Below are 22,205 nucleotides of genomic sequence, written 5' to 3' on the forward strand. Positions count from 1 at the left end.
TATTGATCTGATGGTCCGAGAGCGCCGCGATCCCGAACAACGTCCTTCGCCCGAGGCGCTGCTGGAGGCCGCGCGCCGGGAGGAGGGCGTGAGCGGCAAGCTGAAAATCTTCGTCGGCGCCGCTCCCGGCGTCGGCAAGACCTACGAGATGCTGCAAAGCGCCCACGCCAAGCGCAAGGCCGGCATCGACCTCGTGGTCGGCTTCGTCGAGACCCATGGCCGGGCCGAGACAGAGGCGCTGGTGCGTGGGCTGGAAGTGATCCCGCGCAAGAAGCTCGACTACCGCGGCCAGATTGTCGAAGAAATGGATCTCGACGCCGTGATCGCGCGCCGCCCGAAAATCGCGCTGGTCGACGAGCTCGCCCACACCAATGCTCCCCTTTGTCGCCATCCAAAACGCCATCTCGATGTCGAGGAGCTGCTGTCCCACGGCATCGACGTCTACACCGCCGTCAATATCCAGCACATCGAGAGCCTGAACGACGTTGTCGCGCAGATCACCCATGTGCGGGTGCGCGAGACCGTGCCGGATTCGGTGTTCGACCGCGCAGACGCCATCGAGCTGATCGACCTCACGCCCGACGACCTGATCCAGCGCCTGAAGGAAGGCAAGGTCTATGTCCCCAGGCAGGCCGAGCGGGCGCTGGAGCATTATTTCTCGCCGGGCAACCTGACCGCGCTGCGTGAACTCGCGCTGCGGCGCACGGCCGAACGGGTCGACGAGCAGCTACTCAGCCACATGCAGGCGAACGCGATCGCCGGTCCCTGGGCCGCAGGCGAGCGCATCCTCGTCTGCATCAGCGAAGATCCGCGCGCGGCCAGCCTCGTGCGTTACACCAAGCGGCTGGCCGACCGGCTGCACGCGCCGTTTATCGCGGTGTCGATCGAGACGCGGCGGTCCCTGCAAATGTCCGATGAGGAGCGCGACCGGCTCGCCGATACGCTGCGGCTCGCGGAATCGCTCGGCGGCGAGGCACTGACGATTCCGGGCGTCGGCCGCCGCCTCGCCGACGACGTGGTCAACTTCGCGCAGGGCAACAACGTCACCCAGATCGTGATCGGAAAGTCCACGCGCTCGCTCTGGTTCGAGATGACGCGCGGCTCCGTCGTGCACGATCTGGTGCGCCGCGCCGGTAACATCAGCGTGCATGTCATCCCTGGCGACGAATTCACGAACGAGCCGCCGCCGAAGACGGCGGTACAGACCGCAACGCGATCGGACCCGTTCGATGGGCGGCCCTATCTGAAGGCGGTCGGGATCACCGCGCTTGGCCTCGCTGCCGCCGTGGCGATCAAGCCGTATTTCGGCATTGAGAACGTCGACCTGATGTTTCTGACCGCCGTGGTGACGGTTGCCGTGCGCTACGGATTGTGGCCGTCGTTGCTTGCGAGTGTCGCGGCGTCCCTCGCCTACAATTTCTTCTTCCTGCCGCCGGTCTATACCTTCACCATTACCGATCCGACCAATGTCGCGGCGTTCTTTTTCTTCATGCTGATTGCGTTCGTGGTGTCGAATGTGGCGGGGCGGGTCCGCACCCAGGCTGATGCTGCGATCGGCCGCATCCGGACCACCGAGCAGCTCTATGCTTTCAGCCGCAAGCTCGCCGGCACCGGCACGCTCGACGACGTGCTGTGGGCGACCGCCTACCAGATCGCGCTGATGCTGAAAGTCCGCGTGGTGCTGCTGTTGCCGGACGAAGGGCTGCTCACGGTGAAGTCGGGCTATCCGCCCGAGGACGATCTCGATCAGGCCGACCTTGCGGCCGCCAACTGGGCCTGGAGCAATGACCGGCCTGCAGGCCGCGGCTCGGACACGCTGCCTGGTGCAAAACGGCTATTCCTGCCGATGCGCACCGGGCGCGGCCCGATCGGGGTCATCGGAATCGACAACGACCGCACCGGTCCCTTGCTGACGCCGGACCAGCGCCGGCTGCTCGACGCGCTGGTCGACCAGGGCGCGCTGGCGATCGAACGCGTGCTGCTGGTCGAGGACGTCGATCGCGTCAAGCGCTCCGTCGAATCCGAGCGGCTGCGTTCCGCATTGTTGACCTCGATTTCACACGACCTGAAGACGCCGCTCGCATCCGTGCTGGGTGCGGCCTCGACCATGCGCGATCTCGCCAGCGCGCTCTCCGACACCGAGAATCGCGACCTGCTCGCGACGGTCATCGACGAATCCGAACGGCTCAACCGCTTCATCGCCAATCTGCTCGACATGACCAAGCTCGAATCCGGCGCCATCGTGCCCAACGCTGCGTTGCACGATCTCGGAGAGATCGTCGGCAGCGCGCTCCGGCGGGCAGCCAAGATACTCACCGCCCACAAGGTGGAGCTGGAGTTGGCCGCAGACCTTCCTATGCTCCAGCTCGATGCGGTGCTGTTCGAGCAGGTGCTGTTCAACCTGCTCGACAACGCCGCCAAATATTCGCAGCCCCACGCGACGGTCTCGATCCGCAGCCGGCGCGACAGCGATCATGTGGTGCTCCAGATTGCCGACGAGGGCGACGGCATTCCGTCTGAGGAGCTCGAGAGGGTGTTCGACAAGTTTTATCGCGTGCAGAAGGGCGACCATGTCCGTCCCGGCACCGGGCTCGGGCTCGCCATCTCCCGCGGCTTCGTCGAGGCGATGCGTGGCACGATCTCGGCGGCGAATCGCAGCGACCGGAGCGGCGCGGTTCTGACCATCCGTCTGCCCATTCCCGCCCGGACCCGTGCATTGGATACCGCCGCATGAGCGCCGCCCCGATCAAAGTGCTGGTCATCGACGACGAGCCGCCGATCCGCAAATTGCTGCGGATGGGGCTCTCGACGCAAGGCTATGAGATCCTGGAGGCGTCGAACGGCAAGACCGCGCTGGAGAAGCTCAGCGAGGATCCCGCGCTGATCATCCTCGATCTCGGCCTGCCCGACATCCAGGGCCATGAGCTGTTGCGTACCATCCGCGCCCGCAACGAAGCTGTGCCGATCGTGGTGCTGTCGAGCCGTGGCGATGAGGCCGGCAAGGTGCAGGCGCTGGATCTGGGTGCCGACGATTACCTGACGAAGCCGTTCGGCATGGACGAGCTGCTGGCGCGCCTGCGCGCCGCGCTGCGCCACCAGCTTCAGATCCAGGGCGAACGGCCGGTGTTTCGTGCCGGCGATCTCTCGGTCGATCTGGTGCGCCGGGTCGTCAGGGTCGGCGAGCGCGACGTCAAACTGTCGCCGAAGGAATATGACCTCCTGCGTGTGCTGGTGCAGCACGCCGGCAAGGTGCTCACCCACCGCTTCCTGCTGAGGGAGTTATGGGACGAGCTGACCGACGCGCAATATCTCCGCGTCTATGTCCGCCAGCTCCGGCAAAAGATCGAAGCGGATCCGGAACGGCCGCAACATGTGCTGACGGAGACGGGGATCGGCTATCGGCTGAAGGCGGGGGATTGACGCTGCATCCCTCATCCTGAGGAGCGCGGAACGCGCGTCTCGAAGGATGAAGGTCCCGACTGTTGCAGCGAGGCCTGCATGGTTCGAGACGGCGCTTCGCGCCTCCTCACCATGAGGGAAGAGAGTGAGGTGCGCGGTGGAGAGCTAACCCGCCTTCCTCTGCCGCGCTGTCGACCGATGCGTCTTCTTCGCGGCGCCCGTTCGCCCCGACGCCCGGCGCGCATGGGACTTCGCCGCCGTCTTCTTCCCGCCGCGTCCCTTCAAGCTCTGCTTCAGCGCATCCATCAGGCTGACCACATTGCTCGGCTTCTCCTCGGGCTCCGGCAGTTCGATTGTCTTGCCGCTGGCCTTGCGCTTCACCAGGGCCTTCAGCGCGGTCTCGTAGTCGTCCTTGAACTTGCTGGGATCGAAATGGGAGGTCTTGGTCTGGAGGATATGGCCGGCGAGCTCAACCATGTCCTTGGTGATCTTCGGGCTCTTGATGTCGTCGAAGAACTGGTCCTCGTCGCGCAGTTCGTAGGGGAAGCGCAGCGTGGTGCCGAGCAGGCCCTTGCCGAGCGGCTCGATCGCGATGATGTGCTCGCGATTGGTGAGCACGATCTTGGCGAGCGCGACGCGATCCTGGTCCTTCATGGCGTCGCGGATCACGGCAAAAGCATCGAGCGCGGCCTTGCCGTCGGGCGCGATGTAGTAGGGGTGGTTGAGATAGCGCTGGTCGATCTCGTCGCTCGGCACAAAGCTCTCGATGTCGATGGTGTGGTTGCTCTCGATCTGGACCGCTTCGAGCTCCTCCGGCTCGATCTCGACATATTTGCCCTTGCGCAGCTCGTAGCCGCGCCCCTTCTGGTCGCTCTCGACGACGTCGCCGGTCTCGGCGTCGATCATCTGCTGCTTCAACCGGTTGCCGGTCTCCCGGTTGATCATGTGAAACCGCGTCTTCTCGGCCGCGGTGGTCGCCGGATAAAGCACAACGGGGCAACTGACCAGCGAGAGCTTCAACGTTCCCTTCCAATAGGCGCGCGGTGCCATTCCGTTCTCCAGCGTCTGCGAGTCATTTTGGAACCCCAACCGTCCCGCGGGGTTTTGGTTCCGGGTGGGATGCGGGCCGTGATAGGCTTCACGCCAAAGAGAATCCGGGACCAGTCGTGCTGCAAAAGCTCTCCAAGTATCGACAGAAACGTGATTTCGAGAAGACGCCCGAGCCATCGGGCAAGACCGCGGTGGCGCCGTCGAAGCAGCGCCGCTTCGTGATTCAGAAGCATGACGCTTCGCGGCTGCACTACGATCTGCGGCTCGAGTTCGATGGCGTCTTCAAGTCCTGGGCGGTGACAAAAGGGCCCTCGCTCGATCCGCACGACAAGCGGCTGGCCGTCGAGGTCGAGGACCATCCGCTCGACTATGGCGACTTCGAAGGCACGATTCCGGAAGGCCAGTACGGCGGCGGCACGGTCATGCTGTGGGATCGCGGCACCTGGGAATCCGATGATCCCGAACGCGGTTTCAAGAAGGGCGATCTGAAGTTCACGCTGCACGGCGAGAAGCTGCACGGCAGCTGGGTCCTGGTGCGCATGCGCAACGACCGCACCGGCGGCAAACGGACCAATTGGCTCCTGATCAAGCATCGCGACGAATATGTTCGCGAGGGCGCAGACAACGACATTCTCGAGGAGGACAAATCGGTCGCCTCCGGCCGCGCGATGGATCAGATCGCCGAAGGCAAGGGCCGTGCGCCAAAACCGTTCATGCTGGCGAAGGGCACCAAGGCCAAGGCCGACGCGGTCTGGCAGTCCAACCGGGCGGACGAGGCGAAAGAGCGCACGGTCAAGCCGGCGCCCCGCGCGGCGTTGAAAACCGGCAAAACAGTCAAGAAGAAAGCGACGACCGCGACGACCGCGAACAAGGCGGCGGAGATGCCGGATTTCGTGGCGCCGCAGCTCTGTACGTCGGTCGAGCGCCCGCCGGGCGGCGACGGCTGGTGCCACGAGATCAAGTTCGATGGCTACCGCGTGCAGCTGCGGGTCGAGGGCGGCAAGGCGACGTTGAAGACGCGCAAAGGCCTCGACTGGACCGAAAAATTCGCAACTATCGCGAAGGAGGCGGGCGCGCTGCCGGATATGATGGTCGACGGCGAGATCGTCGCGCTCGACCACAATGGAGCACCCAATTTTTCGTCGCTCCAGGCGGCGCTGTCGGACGGCAAGACCGAGGAGCTCATCTTCTTTGCGTTCGACCTGCTGTTTGCGGAAGGCCTCGATTATCGCCGGCTGCCGCTCGGCGAGCGCAAGGCGCGGTTGAAGGAGCTGCTGGAAGCGCGTAAGCGCAAATCGAGCCAGATTCGCTATGTCGAGCATTTCGAAAGCGGCGGCGACGCCGTGCTGCAATCCGCCTGCAAGCTCGAGCTCGAGGGCGTGGTGTCGAAGAAGCTGGACGCGCCCTATCGTTCGGGGCGGACAGAAAGCTGGACCAAAGCAAAATGCCGCGCCGGCCATGAGGTCGTGATCGGCGGTTACAAGACCACCAATGGCAAATTCCGTTCGCTGATGGCCGGCGTGCACCGCGGTGATCATCTCGCCTTCGTCGGCATGGTCGGCACCGGCTTCGGCGCGGACAAGGTCAAGCGCATCATGCCGTCCTTGAAGGCTATGGAGGCGAAGCAAAGCCCCTTCGGCGGCAAGAACGCACCGAAAAAGACGCGCGAGGTGCACTGGCTGAAGCCGGAGCTCGTGGCGGAGATCGAGTTCGCCGGCTTCACTGCCGACGGCAATATCCGCCAGGCCGCCTTCAAGGGTCTGCGGCAGGACAAGCCGGCGGAGGAGGTCGAGGCCGAGACACCGGTCGATACCGAGCTTGCCGAGCCCTCGACGAAGCAGCGCGCGAAGCCGCGCGCGCAAGCGAAGATCGGTGCACGAACAGCGCAAGCCGGCACTGCCGAAGTGATGGGTGTCGTGCTCTCGAAGCCGGACAAGGCGCTGTGGCCGGACGACGGCAATGGCGATCCCGTTACCAAGCTGGATCTCGCGCGCTACCTCGAAGCCGTCGGCGAATGGATGATCGTGCATCTCAAGGGCCGGCCGTGCTCGCTGATCCGCGCCCCTGACGGCATCAAGGGCGAATGCTTCTTCCAGCGCCACGCCATGCAGGGCACCTCGAACCTTCTGGAGCTCGCGCGGGTCTCCGGCGACCGCAAGCCCTATTTGCAGATCGACCGCATCGAAGGGCTCGCGGCCGTGGCGCAGATCGGCGGCGTCGAGCTGCATCCCTGGAATTGCGCGCCCTACGCCTACGATACCCCGGGCCGGCTGGTGTTCGATCTCGATCCCGCGCCCGACGTCGTCTTCGCCGAGGTCGTTGAGGCCGCCAAGGAGATGCGGCAGCGGCTGACCGACATCGGCATGGAAAGCTTCTGCAAGACCACCGGCGGCAAAGGTCTGCACGTCGTGGTCCCGCTGCGTCACGGCGCGCGCGACCAGGTGAGCTGGAAGGAGGCCAAGGCCTTCGCGCAAGGCGTCTGCCAGTGGATGGCGGACGACGCTCCCGAGCGCTATCTGCTCAACATGTCGAAGAAGCTGCGCAACGGAAAGATCTTCCTGGACTATCTGCGCAACGATCGGATGTCGACGGCGGTGGCGCCGCTGTCGCCGCGTGCGCGAGATGGTGCGACTGTGTCGATGCCGGTCACGTGGGCGCAGGTGAAGAGCGACCTCGATCCGAAGCGGTACACGGTGCGGACGGTGACCGGCTTGCTGGCGCGATCGAAGGCGTGGGATGGTTATGACGATGCAGCCGCGTCGATCAAGGCGGCGATCAAGAAGCTCGCCGGGAAAACGAAGTAGGGTGGGTAAAGTGAAGCGTGCCCACCATCTTCTCTCAGCCGAGCAAAAAGGTGGGCACGGCGCATTGCGCCTTTGCCCACCCTACTAGATCTTCGTTTGGTGGCTAGATCCGTCCCAGCAGGAGCAGGATCAGCAGGATCACGATGACGAGCCCGAGACCGCCGCCGCCGTAATAGCCGGTGCCGTAGAACGGGCCGCCGCCGATGCCGCTGAAGCCGCCGAGCAGCGCGATGACCAAAATGATCAGAATGATCGTACCGATAGACATGCGGAAATCTCCTCCAGCCCTTCGTTAGAAGGGTCGTTTGCAACCTGTCCCGTGGTGCGAGGGCAACTTGCCGCAGGTTCTAAAGTTCCGCCAATGAAACACCGGGTGCACGCGCAACTTGCATGGAACCTTTGTGGTACCGCCGGGCATGACTATGTGAGGTTCAATCACTAACCAGGCAGAGCCATGTCAGCACCGCTTGTCGTCTCCATTCCCCACCGCTTGGGCCGCGAGGAGGCGGTGCGCCGGCTCAAGACTGGGCTAGGCCGCGCTGCGGCGAGCATTCCCGTGATGCAGGTCGAGGAGGAGAGCTGGAGCGGCGACAGCATGAATTTCCGCATCCGCGCGCTCGGGCAGATCGCGACGGGGCAGGTCGACGTCGCCGACGACCATGTCAAGGTGCAGGTGGTGCTGCCCTGGCTATTGCAGCGCTTTGCGGAGATGGCGCAGGCCACGATTCGCAAGCGCGGCCAGCTGCTGTTGGGCAAGGACGGGAAAAGCTAGCGTTCAAGCGCGGGTGCGCTGTCGCACCGGCTTCGCCGCGCCCGCTGGGCGCGCGGGGATGACCGAAGCGGGAAAACCGCGAAGCGCCTGCGCGAGCGGCAGATCGTTGCCGGCGAAACCCGGCACATTATAGCCCGTGACGTCAATAGTGGCGTCGGCCCCATCGAACGCCGGCCATTCGCGGCCTGCTTGCGTGAAAGATGCGAACTGGCGCCCGACCACGACGATCGCCGCAGCCCGGCCGTGGCGGCGGGCAAACGCTACGACATGGTCGGCATGTGCGCCCCGCACCTGAAGCGGCTGGTAGTCACCTCGCGCGAAGACGTCGGGCAGCTCGTTGCGCAGCTTGAGCAGGTGCCGCGTCCAGGCCAGCTTGAGCTGACCGTCCGGCCAGCTCTTGATCAGGTGATTCCAATCCGGGTTGTCCAGCGTGCCCAGCGCCGCGTGTCGCGCGGAAAAATCCACCGGGCGGCGGTTGTCGGGATCGACCAGCGACAGATCCCAGAATTCGGTGCCTTGGTAAAAGTCGGGCACGCCCGGCAGTGTCGCCTTGAGCGTGAGCTGGCTCAGCGCGTTCAGCGCGCCGAGCAGCGCGACGCGGCGAGCCAGCGTGTTCAGCGCCTCCAGGAATTCGCCTGATTGCGCGGGATCGAGGATCTTCGCGATGAAGCTCTTGACGCCGTTCTCATAGGCCTCGTGCGGGTTGAGCCAGCTGGTCTCCTCCTTGCCCTCGCGCGCGGCCTTGAGCGCATAGGCCTGGATACGCGCGACGAAACCGGCATCGGCCGGCTCCACGAGCGGCCAGGCGCCGAGCAGGGTCTGGTAGAGCATGTATTCGAACGTGGCCGACGGAGCGCGCAGATTGCCGTCGAGCGCGAGGTGCGGTGCGTTCAGGACTTTCCAGCGTGCCACGGCGCTGGTCCATTCGCCGGGAATTTCACTTAAGGCCGCGATCCGCGCCCGGGCGTCCTCGCCACGTTTGGTGTCGTGCGTGGCGGTCGCCGTCATCCCTTGCGGCCATTCCCTGGCGCGGGCCTGCATGGTGTCGTGGAAAGCGGGAATGGTGAGGCCCTTGCTCGCGGGATCGCCGCCGACCTCGTTTAGGGCGAGCAGCCGGTGGAATTGATAGAAGGCGGTGTCCTCCAGCGACTTCGCCATCATCGGCCCGGTGAATTGCTGCACCTTCAGCGCAAAGCGGCGCACCCGCGGGGCGCTGTGCGGGGGACGGCCAGGCTTGAGCAGGTCCATGGTGAGCGCGTCGCGCAGGAAGTCGAAAATGCCTTCGTCCGCGGCGAACCATTCCCGGCGCGCTTGCTCGATGGTGTCGTCGATCAGCTTGCGATCGTTCGCCGTCGGCGCGCCTGTCGTGAGGTAGGTGCGGTATACCGGGAAATGCAGCACATAGAGCTCGAGCGCCTGCCGCAGGCTGTCGGCGGAAAAGTCGCGGGTCGAGTAGTGCCCGTTGGCGATGCGCGCAAGCAGGCGCGTCAGAACCGTGAATTCGCTGGTCAGCAGCGTCTCCAGCACGCGCCGTTTGGCATCCTTGACGTAAGGCGCGAGCCGCGGCGGCCGGTTGCTGATCTGTCGCCAGGTCTCGTCCATGGCCTCCAGCCCCTTGGCGTCGACCAGAACGTGAGTGATGGCGTTCATCCACTCATAGCCGGTGGTGCCCTGGACGCCGGCGAAATGCGGCAGGCGCTCGTGCTCGCACAGGATTTTCTCGATCACCGTATAGAACGGCTTTGTGGTGCCCTGAGCGTCGCGCACCAGCCGGCGCAGCCGCTGGCAATATTGCGCGGGATCGCGCAGGCCGTCGATATGATCGAGCCGGATGCCTTGCAGTTTGCCGTCGGCAATGAGTTGCTTCACCAGCCGGTGCGTGGCGGCGAACGTGCCGGGATCCTCGACGCGCATGCCGGCGAGCCCGTTGACGTCGAAGAAACGTCGATAGTTGATGTCGCTGGAGGCAAGCCGCCAGTGCCCCAGCTTGTAGTGCTGGCGCTCCAGCAAATGATGCAGCGCCAGCGTCTGCGCGGGACGGTCCTTGGCCGCGCGATAGGCGCCGAGGCCGCGCCCGATGATATCGGCGCTGCCTGCGATCTCCCTGAGCTCCGCCTTGAAGCCGGGTGCTTCCTTGCGGTTGGGGCGGCGCAGTCCCGTGTAGCGCGCCGCGAGCGACAGCAGGCGCTTGCCCGTCTCGGTCTCGGCGGCGTCGGCGTCCTTCACGATCATCCGCAGCACCTCGCCATAGCGCTCCGGCGCGATCGGCAATCGATGTTCGAAATACCAGGCGGAAAAACTACCTTCGTTGGGATCGTAGCGCAGCTCGATATCGCCGCTCTCGAGCGCTTCGCCATAGGACGCTCCGAGGATCGGCAGCAGCACGCCGCCGCGGGCGCGGAAGGCCAGTTGATCCCAGTCGATATCGAAGGAGACGGCGTGCGGCGAGGCCTGGCCCCATTCCAGCACGTCCAGCCACCAGGGATTGTCGGCGAAGTGCACGCCGACATGGTTCGGTACGAAGTCGATGATGAGGCCGAGGTCGTGTCGCGTCAGCGCCTCGCTCAGCCGCGCGAAGCCGGCCTCGCCGCCGAGCTCCGGATTGAACTGGCTGTGGTCGACGGTGTCATAGCCGTGCGTCGAGCCCTTGCGGGCCTTCATCACCGGCGAGGTGTAGAGATGCGTGATTCCCAGCGCCTTCAGGTAGGGCACCACCGCGGCGGCCTTGTCGAAGTCGAAATCCGCGGTGAGCTGAAGCCGGTAGGTTGCGAGAGGAATGGCTGGAGGCATCTCAACCTCCGAGGCGCCAGACCACCGACCAGGGCGCAAGCCGGTCGCCGGTTGCGCCGCCCCAGATCAGGGTCCCCACACCGCCGTCGGAACACGCGATGTCCTTGTCGGAGAGATTGGCCACGAGGCGCAACGTCGCGCCATCTCCCATGTGCCAATGTGCGGTGAGCAGGCCGCTATCGGCCACGGCGGCATCACCGAAGCGCGCACCTTTCAGTCGTGGCGCGATCTCCTTGTGGCGGAGTGCGAGCAGCTCCCGCACCAGCGCGAGACGCGCATCCTGCTCCGGCGTGTGGTCGGTCCAGTCGAGCACGGCCGATTGCAGTGTTGCCGGATCGAGCGGGTCGGGCACCTCGTCGCCGTACTTTTCATAGGCCCAGGCGTATTCCTGCCTGCGCCCCTTGCGGACGGCATCAGCCAGTCCGCCCTGGAAGTCGCAGAAGAACGGGAAGGGCGCGATGGAGCCCCACTCCTCGCCCTGGAACAGCATCGGCACCATCGGTGCGAGCAGGGTCACCGCGAGTGCGGCTTCGATCTGCTCGGGCGATGCCAGGCTTTCGAGCCGGTCGCCAAGCGGCCGGTTGCCGATCTGGTCGTGGTTCTGCAGGAAGTTGACGAAGGTTGCCGGCGGCAGCTCGCCGCTGTTCTCGCCCCGCGGCTTCTTGCCCCAGAATTCCGAGATCTCGCCCTGATAGACGAAGCCGGAGGCGAGCGCGCGTGCGAGATCGAGCCGCGGCGTTTGATAGTCCGCATAATAGCCGGCGAGTTCGCCCGTCAGCATCACGTGCCAGACGTGGTGGTAGTCGTCGTTCCACTGGCCGCGATATTTGCCGTTCGGAGGCTCCTGCGCCGCGTCGAGCAGGCTCGCGCGGTTGTCGCCGTTCTCCAGCACGAGATGGATATGGCGCTCCGTCGCCTTGGCAAGCTCGCCCGCGGCGACGCTAAGGTCTTGCAGCATCGATTGCTCGCCGGGGATCGCCATGATGTGATTGGCGGCATCGAGCCTCAGGCCGTCGAAGCGATAGTCGCTGAGCCACGACAGCGCGTTCTCGACGGCAAAAGCGCGAACCTGCGGCACGCGATAATCGATCGCACTGCCCCATGGCGTGTGCGCGTCGGTGAAGAAGGCCGGCGCGTAGCGGCCGAGGTAATTTCCCTCGGGGCCGAAATGATTGTAGACGACGTCGAGGAACACCATCAGCCCGCGCAGATGGGCTTCGTCGATCAGCGTCTTCAATTCATCGGGATGACCATAGGCGCTGTCGGGCGCGTACCACAGCACGCCATCATAACCCCAGCCGCGGCGACCGGCGAAGTCAGCCAGCGGCATCAGTTCGATCGCGGTGATGCCGGTCGCGACGAGATGATCGAGCTTGTCGATCATGGCACGATAGGTGCCTTCCGCAGTGAAGGTGCCGACATGCGTCTCGATCAGCACCGTCTCTTCCCACGGGCGGCCGCGCCAATCGGATGCGCGCCAGGCGAAGGCGTCATGATCGATCACCTCGCTCGGGCCGAACACGTCGTCGGGTTGGAATGCAGACGCCGGATCGGGCACGTCGATCTCGTCATCGATCCTGAATTTGTAGTTGCTGCCGACGGGCAGATTGGCAATCTCGGCGACATACCAGCCATCCTGCCGGCGCTGCATCGCGTGTCGTCTGTCGAGCAGGAGATCGACACGGCGCGCGGCAGGCGCCCACAGCCGGAACGATACGCCGTCCTTCGTCGGCCTCGCCCCGAAGGATGGCCTCATAGCGCCCCCGCGAAAGCGATCACGGAGCGCGGCGGCGCCTTGCTGTCGCTCCCGGGCTGGAAGTCGATCGTATTCAGCTTGGCGTCGGTCGTGTTCAGGATCTGCTGCCAGCTCTTGTATTCAGTCATTTTTGGCAATTTGAATGCGATCTCTTCGGGGGCTGCGTTGAGTACGATAAAGATCGCGGCGCTGCCCGGTTCCATCGGCCCCATCACATAGGAGAGGAACCGCCCTTCCGGGAATTTCCAGTCGCTTTCCGTCATTTCGTCGCCGGCCGGCGTCAGCCACAGCGCGCCATAGGAGATGCCGTCCTTGGGGCGGCCGTCGAGCCAGCGATGGCTGCGAAGCTGCGAGAACCGGCTGCGGATATCGGCGAGTTCGGCGACAAAACCGACCATGTCGTCGCCGTCCTTGCCGAGATTGTCCCAGCCGACCCAGCCCACCTCGTTGTCCTGGCAATAGGCGTTGTTGTTGCCTGATTGCGAATTCCCGACCTCGTCGCCTGCGAGGATCAGCGGAATGCCCTGCGCCAGCATGAGGCAGGCCAGTACGTTCTTGCGAAGCTGCCGGCGCAAGCTGACGATTTGGGGATCGTCGGTCGGACCCTCGACACCGCAATTGTTGCTGTGGTTGTCGTTGGAGCCGTCGCGATTGTCCTCGCCATTGGCCTCGTTATGCTTCTCGTTGTAGCTGAAGAGATCGGCCAGGGTGAAGCCGTCATGCACGGTGATGTGGTTGATGCTGGCGCGCGGCCGCCGTCCGTCGTGGTTGAACAGGTCGGAGGACGCCGTCATGCGGCTGGAGATATCGCCGATCAGGCTGCCTTCGCCGCTCCAGTAGCGGCGCATGGCGCTGCGGTAACGGTCGTTCCACTCCGACCATTGCGAGGGAAATGCGCCCACCTGATAGCCGCCAAGGCCGAGATCCCAGGGTTCGGCGACGAGCTTGACGCTCGCCAGCACCGGGTCCTGGCGGATCGCGGTCAGGAACGAGCTGCCTCGATCATAACCGTTCGGTCCGCGGGCCAGCGTGGTGGCGAGGTCGAAACGGAAGCCGTCGACGTGGCAGACCTCGACCCAGTAGCGCAGTGAATCCATCACCATCTGCAGCACGCGCGGGTGGGTGAGGTTCACCGACGAGCCGCAGCCGGTAAAATCGTCGTAGTAGCGCGGGTTTTCGCGGTTCAGCCAGTAATAGGAGGCGTTGTCGATGCCGCGATAGCACAGCGTCGGACCGAGATGATTGCCCTCGGCGGTGTGATTGTAGACGACGTCGAGCATCACCTCGATGCCGGCATCGTGCAGACGTGCGATCGTGGTGCGGAAGGAATCGAGAGCGTTGTCCTGGGCGTAGCGCTGCTCGGGCGCGAAGAAGGACAGGGTGTTATAGCCCCAGTAGTTGACGAGCTTCTTCTCCACCAAGATGCGGTCGTCGACGAAGCTGTGCACCGGCAGAAGCTCTACCGTGGTGACGCCGAGCTTCTTCAGGTGCTCGATCATCGCGGGCGAGGACAGGCCGCCATAGGTGCCGCGCAAATTCGGCGGCACGTCGTCGCGCTTCTGTGTCAGTCCCTTGACGTGGGCCTCGTAGATGATGGTATCTTCCCAGGGAATGTTGGGCCGGATCTCGCGGCGGCCCCAGTTGAAGGTCTCGTCGACGACGACGGCCTTCGGCATGCCGCGCGCGTTGTCGCGCCGGTCGAACGACAGGTCTTCGCGCGGGCTTCCGGTGCGATAGGCGAAATGCGCGTCACTCCAGACCAGCCGCCCGGAAAGCCGCTTGGCATAGGGGTCTAGCACGAGCTTGTTGGCATTGAAGCGGTGGCCGTGCTCCGGCTCGTAGGGGCCATGCACGCGGTAGCCGTAGAGCTGGCCGGGCGAGACGTCGTTGAGATAGCCGTGCCAGACATCCTCGGTGCGCTCCGGCAGCTCGACGCGCTCGAGTTCGCGGCGGCCCTGCATGTCGAACAGGCACAGCTCGACCTTCTGCGCGTTGGCGGAGAACAGCGCGAAATTGGTGCCGCGTCCGTCCCAGCTTGCGCCGAGGCGTGCGGGCGATCCAGCAGTCAGGCGCATCGTTCAGCTTTCCGGAACGAGGAAGATCGCGGCGAGCGGCGGAATGGTGAGGCGGAGCTCGCCATTGACGGCGTGGACTTCGCCGATGTTGCCGACATTGCTGCCGCCGTAATGGGCGGAGTCCGAGTTGAACACTTCCTTCCACTTGCCACCGAACGGCGCGCGAACGCGGTAATTGCGATAGACATTGGGTGAGAAGTTGACGATCACCATGCACCGGGCGTGCTCGTCAAATCCCTTGCGCAGCCAGGCGAACACGTTGCGGTTGGCGTCGTCGGTGATCAGCCATTCGAAGCCGGCCTGCTCGCAGTCCATCTGGTGCAGGGCGGGCACCGCGCGATAGAGCCGGTTGAGATCGCGGATCAACGCCTGGATGCCTGAATGGGGCTTGTACTCGAGCAAGTGCCAGTCGAGCGATTGGTCGTGATTCCATTCTCGGCTTTGCGCGATCTCGGCGCCCATGAACAGCAGCTTCTTGCCGGGATGGCCGAACATGAAGCTGTAATAGGCGCGCAAATTCGCGAAGCGCTGCCATTCGTCGCCGGGCATGCGCCCGAGGATAGAGCGCTTGCCGTGCACGACTTCGTCGTGCGACAGCGGCAGGACGAAGTTCTCCGAGAAGGCGTAGTGCAGGCCGAACAGGATGTCGCCGTGATGATGCTTGCGGTGGATCGGGTCCTTGCTGATGTAGTTCAGCGTGTCGTGCATCCAGCCCATATTCCACTTGTAGCCGAAGCCGAGCCCTCCGAATTCGACCGGGCGCGAGACCTGCGGCCAGGCGGTGGACTCTTCGGCGGCCGTGGTCGCCTGCGGGAAACGCGCGAACAGCTCGGTGTTGAAGCGGCGCAGGAATGCGATCGCCTCGATGTTCTCCCGGCCGCCATGCTGGTTCGGAATCCACGCCCCGGGCGGACGGCTGTAGTCGAGGTAGAGCATGGATGCGACGGCATCGACTCGCAGTCCGTCGATCGCGTAGCGCTCGAGCCAGAACAGCGCGTTCGAGACCAGGAAGTTCGTCACTTCGGTGCGGCCGTAATTGTAGATCAGCGTGCCCCAATCGAGATGCCGGCCCTGGAGCGGATTGGCGTGCTCGTACAGCGCTGTGCCGTCGAAGCTGCCGAGCCCGTGCGGATCGTCCGGGAAGTGGCCGGGCACCCAGTCGAGCAGCACGCCGACGCCCTCGCGGTGGCAGGCATCGACCAGCGCGGCAAAATCCTCCGGCGTGCCGAAGCGGCTGGTCGGCGCATACAGCCCGGTCGGCTGATAGCCCCACGAGCCGTCGAAAGGATGCTCGCTGACGGGGAGGAATTCGAGATGGGTGAAGCCCATGTCGCGGGCGTAGGCCGGCAGCTGCTCGGCCAGCTCGCGATAGGTCAGCCATTCATTGCCGTTCTTGCGCCGCCATGAGCCGAGATGGACCTCGTAGATCGACATCGGCGCGGACAACGCGTTGATGCCGTCGGGCGCCGGTCGCGGCCGCGGCAGATGCGCTTCGTCGAACACGATGGAAGCGGTCTTCGGGCGCACCTCGCTTGCAAAGGCCATCGGATCGGATTTCAGCGGAAGCAGATGGCCATGCGGTCCGATAATTTCGAACTTGTAGTGGTCGCCGGCCTTGGCGTGCGGGATGAACAATTCCCAATAACCCGCGCCGCGCACCCGCATCGGATGGCGCCGTCCGTCCCAGAAATTGAAGTCGCCGACCACGGAGACACGCCGGGCGTTGGGCGCCAGCACCACGAAGCCGATGCCATCGATGCCTTCGAGCCGCATCGGATGCGCGCCGAGCTTGTCGTAAAGGCGCTGGTGGGTGCCTTCGCCGAGCAGATAGAGGTCGAAATCGGTCAGGATCGGCGGAAAGCGATAGGTGTCCTCGAATTCGATGACGTTGTCGCCGAACTTCGCGCGGAGCTGGTAGTGCTTCGCGCCGTTCGGCAGAGCGCCGATGAACAGGCCGGCATCATGGACGCGATCGAGCTTCGCCACCTCGCCGTGCTCGCCCACCGCCTCGACGTTGGAAGCATCGGGAAGAAACGCGCGCACCACGCTCTTGTCGCCCTCGGGATGCAGCCCGAGATAGTGGAACGGATCGGAGTGGCGACCCTCGATGATCGCATAGGCCTCGGCAGGGAGTTTAGGCATGGGCTTCGCTCTCGATACTGGACAGAATGCGAAGCAGTCCGGACAGCGGCGCATGGAGCCCCTCAGGCCGGTGGGACAGCTCGTACTCTACTTCCTCGAACGCTTGATCAAGCAGGAAAAACCTTAACAGGCCAGCCGCAGATTGCGGATCTTCCGGCCACAGCCGCCGATCGGTCATGGCTTCGCGGTAGGCGGTGAGGAACGTCGCGGTGGTGCGCTCGCGCCATTCGTCGAGCGCAGCCGTGAGACGGCCCTGTTCGTCGGAGGCGCCCGTGAGCGCGCGGTGAAGCGCCGCGTTAACCGAAAGATCAATCGAGCGGATCAGGCCGGCAACGTCACGCGCCGCAGGCAGCTTGCGCCGCTTGTCGACCAGCGGCAAACGCGGATCTCCGTCGAAGTCGATGATGAAGATATCGTCCTTCACAATCACAGTTTGCCCGAGGCGGAAATCGCCATGATGACGGATGTTCAACCCGCCGAGCTCGGAAGGTAAGAGCGCGTTGAGCCGGCCGGACAGGGTCGCGCGCTCCGCGGCGAGCTGATTGATCAGCGGTCGGTCCACCTCCCGCAGGCGGTCGGTGCTGGCGGCCAGCCGCTCGAAAACCCGCTCGGCCCGTGTCTCGAGCTCGGATGACCAGCGCTTGACGTGTGCGGAGCCAATGGGCTCCGGCGCGAGATCTCCGGGCTTTGCAGCGGCCAGAGCCACATGCAGCTCGGCGAGCCGTCGGCCGATCTGCGTAATGAAGTGCAGATAGGGCGCTTGCTCCTGGGTCTCGCGGGGCATCTCGCCCGGTGGCAGCACCCGTTGCTCGTCGATATAGCGGTCGAGATAGCCCGCGGTGACGCCCCAGCCGTCGCCCTGGTTCTCGACATAGGCGTGCAGCACGCCGACTGCGCTGCGACGGTCGTCTTCGACCAGCTCGACGCTGCCGAGCAGTGCCGGCGTATTGGCAAAGCGGGCGATCTCGGTGAGGTAGGAGCCGATCTCGATCTCGGGATTGATGCCGGCTTCGAGCTGACGATAGATCTTGGCGACATACTGGTTGTCGACCAGCGCGGTGCTGTTCGACTGCTCGATCGTGCGGATGCGTTCGGGCTCCTTGATGGTGTACTCGGCAAACCGGCTGGTCGCCTTGAACTCCAGCCGCAGATTGTTTTCTTCCACCACCAGGTTCTGCGACAGATTGCGCAGGAACAGGCCGATGAAGATCTGCTCGGTTGCCACGTCCAGCAGCGTCCCTTCGCGGGCCCCCTGACGCACGGCGGCGAGCGCCCTCGGATTGAAGCGTTCGCGGTCGAAGCGCACCCATTCGATCTGCATCGGCAGCACGTAGCGCGTGGTGACGTCGCCCTGCGCCGCCTCGAAGAACGCGATCCAGGGCCTGTTGTCGCCGATGTCGCAGAACGGCACCGCCGAGGTCAGCGTCGGCTTGATGTGCTTGGGATTGTGCTCCGGATACCAGCGCGTGCGCGACAGGAATCCCGGCAGCACCTCGTGCTCGAACACGCCGCGCTCGCGCGCCAGCGACACCCAGGTCGAGTTCACCGGCACCACCAGCGTCTCGAATTCGGGCACTGCGCGCGGCGTCACCGGCTCGGACTTGTCGCGCTCGGTGAGCTGGAACCAGTAGAAGCCATAGGGCCCCAGCGTGACCATGTAGGGCAGTTCGCCGATCGCCGGAAAACGCGTGCGGCCGAGCATCTCCTGCGGGATGCGGTCCTTCCAGGGCGACAGATCGAGCTCGGTCGCCTGGGCCGCGCGCGACAGATTGGCGACGCAGAGGATCACCTCGTCGCGGTACTGCCGGACATAGGCCAGCACGGCGCGGTTGGCCGGGCGGATGAAGGTCATGGTGCCGCGGCCGAAGGCGAGCGTCGATTTGCGCACCGAGATCAGACGCTTGGTCGCGCTGAGCAGCGAGGACAGGCTGCGCGACTGCGCCTCCACGTTCACCGATTCATAGCCGTAGACCGGATCCATGATCAGCGGCGCGTAGAGGCGGGCCGGGTCGCAGCGCGAGAAGCCGCCGTTGCGGTCCGGGCTCCACTGCATCGGCGTGCGCACGCCGTTGCGGTCGCCGAGATAGATGTTGTCGCCCATCCCGATCTCGTCGCCGTAGTAGATGATCGGCGTGCCGGGGAAGGACAGCAGCAGCGAGTTCATCAGCTCGATCTTGCGCCGGTCGTTGTCCATCAGCGGCGCGAGGCGCCGGCGGATGCCGACATTGATGCGGGCGCGCGGATCGTTGGCGTAGGTGGTCCACAGATAGTCGCGCTCGACGTCGGTCACCATCTCCAGCGTCAGCTCGTCATGGTTGCGCAGGAACAGCGCCCATTGGCAGCTCGCCGGAATATCCGGCGTCTGGCGCAGAATGTCGGTGATCGGGAAACGGTCCTCCTGCGCGATCGCCATGTAGATGCGCGGCATCAGCGGGAAGTGATAGGCCATGTGGCACTCGTCGCCGCGGCCGAAATATTCCTGCACGTCCTCCGGCCATTGATTGGCCTCGGCCAGCAGCAGCTTGCCCTTGGAGTAGGAATCCAGCTCGTGGCGGAGCCGCTTGATGATGGCATGCGTCTCGGGGAGGTTCTCGTTCGAGGTACCTTCGCGCTCGCAGAGATAGGGAATGGCGTCCAGACGGAAGCCGTCGACGCCGGCGTCCAGCCAGCGCTTCATCACCTGGATCAGCGCGCTGACGACGCGCGGATTGTCGAAATTGAGATCCGGCTGGTGCGAGAAGAAGCGGTGCCAGTAGAACGCGCCGGCCTCGTGATCCCAGGTCCAGTTCGACTTCTCCGTGTCGGTGAAGATGATACGGGTGCCCTGGTATTTCTGGTCGGTGTCGCTCCAGACATACCAGTTGCGGGCGCTCGAGCCTGCCGGGCTGCGGCGAGCACGCTTGAACCAATTGTGCTGGTCCGAGGTGTGGTTGACGACGAGCTCGGTGATGACGCGCAAGCCTCGCTTCTGGGCCTCCTGGATGAAGCGCTTGAAATCCTTCATCGTCCCGAAATCGGGATTGACCGAACCGTAGTCGGCGATGTCGTAGCCGTCGTCGCGGCCGGGCGAGGGATAGAACGGCAGCAGCCAGAGCGCGGTGACGCCGAGCTCCTGGAGATAGGGCAGCTTCTCGGTCAGCCCGGCGAAGTCGCCGATGCCGTCATTGTTGCTATCGGCAAACGCCTTGACGTGAAGCTGATAGATAATGGCGTCCTTGTACCAGAGCTCGTCCACGATCTCGGCAGCCTCGGCTTTCTTGGTGTCGACGGAAGACAATACATTCATGGCGTGCGCCCTTACGCCAGGCAGCGGAACAGCAGCGCGGGATCGCGCTCGGGATCGATACGCAATTTGATCCCGCCCCATTCGATGCGGGCCTGTTCGCCGGTGAGGAGGTTTTCGAGTGCCGACACATGGTGTCGCTGCCCGCCGGCGTCAACCTTGACGTCGCCGAGCGGCAACCAGAATTCGCGCACGTGGCACGAGAGCGCAACCACGGCCACGACGATGTTGGCCGGGTCGGTCGCTTCCTTGACGAAGGCGATCGTCTCGCCGTCTTCGATGCCAAGGAAGCGCAGGTTCGCCGTCCGCTGAAGCGCAGCATTCTCGCTGCGGATGCGATTGAGCTGCGTGATGTAGGCCTTGATGTTGCCGGGCTTGTTCCAGTCGCGCTGCTTGATCTGGTATTTCTCGGAGTCGAGATATTCCTCGCGGCCGGGGATCGCCTCATGCTCCAGCAGCTCGAACCCGCTGTAGACGCCATAATTGCCGGACAGCGTCGCCGCCAGCGCGACGCGCGATTTGAATGCCCATGTCTCGCCGCCCTGGAGATGATAGGGCAAAAGATCGGGCGTATTCACGAACAGGTTCGGCCGATAGAAGTCACGTTCGGGATAGCGCGTCAGCTCGCCGAGATATTGCTCCAGCTCCCACTTCGCCGTGCGCCAGGGGAAATAGCTGAACGATTGCGCAAAGCCGAGCTTGGCGAGGCCCTTCATCAGCTTCGGGCGCGCGAACGTCTTGGAAAACAGGATCACCTCGGGATGCCGGCGGCGGATGTCACGGATCAGCCACTCCCAGAAGGCGAGCGGCGCGGTGTCGTGATTGTCGATGGCGAAGATGGTGACGCCGTGGTCGATCCAGAACAGCATGGCGTCGCGAAACGCGTTCCACAGTCCAGCCCGGTCGACGGACGCGAAATCGGGGATGACGATATCGGAATAGGGCCCGTCAGCCGTCCGCACCGACCGATCCGGGCGCCATTTGAACCATTCCGGATGCTGCGTCAGCCACGGGTGGTCCGGCGAGCATTGCACGGCGAAGTCGAGCGCGAGTTCGAGGCCGTATTCCAGGCAGGTCGCGACCAGCGCGCGAAAATCCTCGATCGTGCCGAGTTCGGGGTGCAGCGCGTCGTGCCCGCCCTCGATGGCGCCGATCGCATAAGGCGAGCCGGGATCGCCGTCGCCCGCCACCGGCATGTTGTTGCGGCCCTTGCGCCGGGTGCGGCCAATGGGATGGATCGGCGTGAAGTACAGGACGTCAAAGCCCATCGCGGCGATGTCGGGCACGCGCGCGATGCAGTCGCGGAGCGTGCCATGCTGTCCTGGCACCACGCTCTGGCTGCGCGGCATCATCTGATACCAGGCGCCGAAGCGTGCCTTGTCGCGGTCGACGAACAGTGGGAATAGCGCCGAGCGCGTGAGATCAGGCCGCAACTGGCTCTCGGCCATGGCTGCGCCGAGCTCGGTTGCCAGCAGCGGGGCAACGTCGCCGGTCTGAAGATAGTCCTCGCATCGCCTGACGATGACGGCGGCGGCGTCCTGCTGCGCGCCATGCGCCTTGGTCAAAAGGCCGGCGCCCTCGATCGCATCAAGCGTGACGTCGGCACCGGAGCGCTGCTTGCGCGCGAACGCGTGCGACCAGGTGGCGAATTCGTCGGTCCAAGCTTCGATCGCATAGACATATTTGCCGGGCTCGACGGGTGTGAACGCGCCGGACCAGCGGTCATTGCCGTGAGGGATCATCGGCTCGCTCTGCCATTCGCGGTCCTGCTCCTGTCGCCAGATCAGCGCTGCGCCGATCACGGCGTCGCCGTCCCGGTAGATGTCGGCCCAGACCTCGACCGGTTCGCGCGCGATCCGCTTCACGGGGAAGCGCCCGCCGTCGATCAGGGGATAGACGTCCTCGATGAGGAAAGTGCTGCCGGCTGCGGCACTCTCGACAGTTTGAATTGTCTTGTTCACGGTGATGCCATTGACAAGAAAGCAGGAGCCCGTTTCCCTTGCCGGGAACCTACGCTTGATACCACTATAGAAAGCCGCTTGTGTGTCATTGGTTCCCTGGGGAACGGCAGGCGCGGCTCGCGAGTTAACCCTGACTAACCTCTTCCGCGACCTCGTTAAAATCGATGCCCCGG

At 64.5% G+C, this 22,205-nt stretch carries 12 protein-coding genes; 4 read left to right on the forward strand and 8 right to left on the reverse strand.

All coding sequences use genetic code 11. The features are described from left to right. Positions 1-10 precede the first annotated feature (10 nt). Both RX329_RS10305 and RX329_RS10310 read left to right on the forward strand, forming a co-directional pair. Positions 11-2,734: a sensor histidine kinase gene (locus tag RX329_RS10305; RefSeq protein WP_085361509.1), complete on the forward strand. Its 2,724-nt coding sequence runs from the start codon at positions 11-13 to the stop codon at positions 2,732-2,734. Beyond that, positions 2,731-3,420, forward strand: coding sequence for a response regulator transcription factor (locus tag RX329_RS10310; protein ID WP_018454047.1), 690 nt, complete (start codon positions 2,731-2,733; stop codon positions 3,418-3,420). The genes RX329_RS10305 and RX329_RS10310 overlap by 4 nt, the downstream gene beginning before the upstream one ends. Positions 3,421-3,564: 144 nt before the next feature. On the opposite strand, the gene RX329_RS10315 is transcribed toward RX329_RS10310, so the two are convergent. Further along, positions 3,565-4,449, reverse strand: a complete 885-nt coding sequence (locus RX329_RS10315; protein WP_317245823.1) for a Ku protein — start codon at positions 4,447-4,449, stop codon at positions 3,565-3,567. 116 nt (positions 4,450-4,565) lie between these two features. Here RX329_RS10315 and ligD point away from each other — a divergent pair, with 116 nt between their 5' ends. Continuing rightward, on the forward strand, positions 4,566-7,253 hold the full coding sequence (gene ligD / locus RX329_RS10320; RefSeq protein ID WP_317245824.1) for a DNA ligase D: 2,688 nt from the start codon (positions 4,566-4,568) through the stop codon (positions 7,251-7,253). Between the two features lie 103 nt (positions 7,254-7,356). Here ligD and RX329_RS10325 read toward each other — a convergent pair whose 3' ends face one another. After that, positions 7,357-7,521 (reverse strand): DUF3309 family protein, encoded by a 165-nt coding sequence (locus RX329_RS10325; RefSeq protein WP_007595743.1) that lies wholly within the window; start codon positions 7,519-7,521, stop codon positions 7,357-7,359. Between the two features lie 186 nt (positions 7,522-7,707). Between RX329_RS10325 and RX329_RS10330 the strand changes: the two genes are divergently transcribed. After that, positions 7,708-8,025, forward strand: coding sequence for a polyhydroxyalkanoic acid system family protein (locus tag RX329_RS10330; RefSeq protein ID WP_085351913.1), 318 nt, complete (start codon positions 7,708-7,710; stop codon positions 8,023-8,025). A gap of 3 nt (positions 8,026-8,028) precedes the next feature. Here RX329_RS10330 and treY read toward each other — a convergent pair whose 3' ends face one another. From treY to RX329_RS10360, 6 genes are read right to left on the reverse strand one after another with little or no spacing between them, the layout of a single operon-like run. Then, entirely contained in the window at positions 8,029-10,815 is a 2,787-nt protein-coding gene (treY, locus tag RX329_RS10335) for a malto-oligosyltrehalose synthase (RefSeq protein WP_247370165.1), read from the reverse strand. Position 10,816: 1 nt separating this feature from the next. Next, positions 10,817-12,571 (reverse strand): malto-oligosyltrehalose trehalohydrolase, encoded by a 1,755-nt coding sequence (treZ, locus tag RX329_RS10340; RefSeq protein WP_247370167.1) that lies wholly within the window; start codon positions 12,569-12,571, stop codon positions 10,817-10,819. Beyond that, positions 12,568-14,646, reverse strand: coding sequence for a glycogen debranching protein GlgX (glgX, locus tag RX329_RS10345; RefSeq protein WP_247370169.1), 2,079 nt, complete (start codon positions 14,644-14,646; stop codon positions 12,568-12,570). The genes treZ and glgX overlap by 4 nt, the downstream gene beginning before the upstream one ends. Positions 14,647-14,649: 3 nt before the next feature. After that, on the reverse strand, positions 14,650-16,788 hold the full coding sequence (gene glgB, locus RX329_RS10350) for a 1,4-alpha-glucan branching protein GlgB (RefSeq protein ID WP_018454055.1): 2,139 nt from the start codon (positions 16,786-16,788) through the stop codon (positions 14,650-14,652). Next, entirely contained in the window at positions 16,781-20,074 is a 3,294-nt protein-coding gene (gene treS / locus RX329_RS10355) for a maltose alpha-D-glucosyltransferase (protein ID WP_317245826.1), read from the reverse strand. The genes glgB and treS overlap by 8 nt, the downstream gene beginning before the upstream one ends. Positions 20,075-20,085: 11 nt before the next feature. Beyond that, positions 20,086-22,032, reverse strand: a complete 1,947-nt coding sequence (locus tag RX329_RS10360) for a maltotransferase domain-containing protein (protein WP_317245827.1) — start codon at positions 22,030-22,032, stop codon at positions 20,086-20,088. Positions 22,033-22,205: the final 173 nt, after the last annotated feature.

It is taken from the genome of Bradyrhizobium sp. BWC-3-1 (assembly GCF_032917965.1).
Classification (GTDB): Bacteria; Pseudomonadota; Alphaproteobacteria; order Rhizobiales; family Xanthobacteraceae; genus Bradyrhizobium; species Bradyrhizobium canariense_D.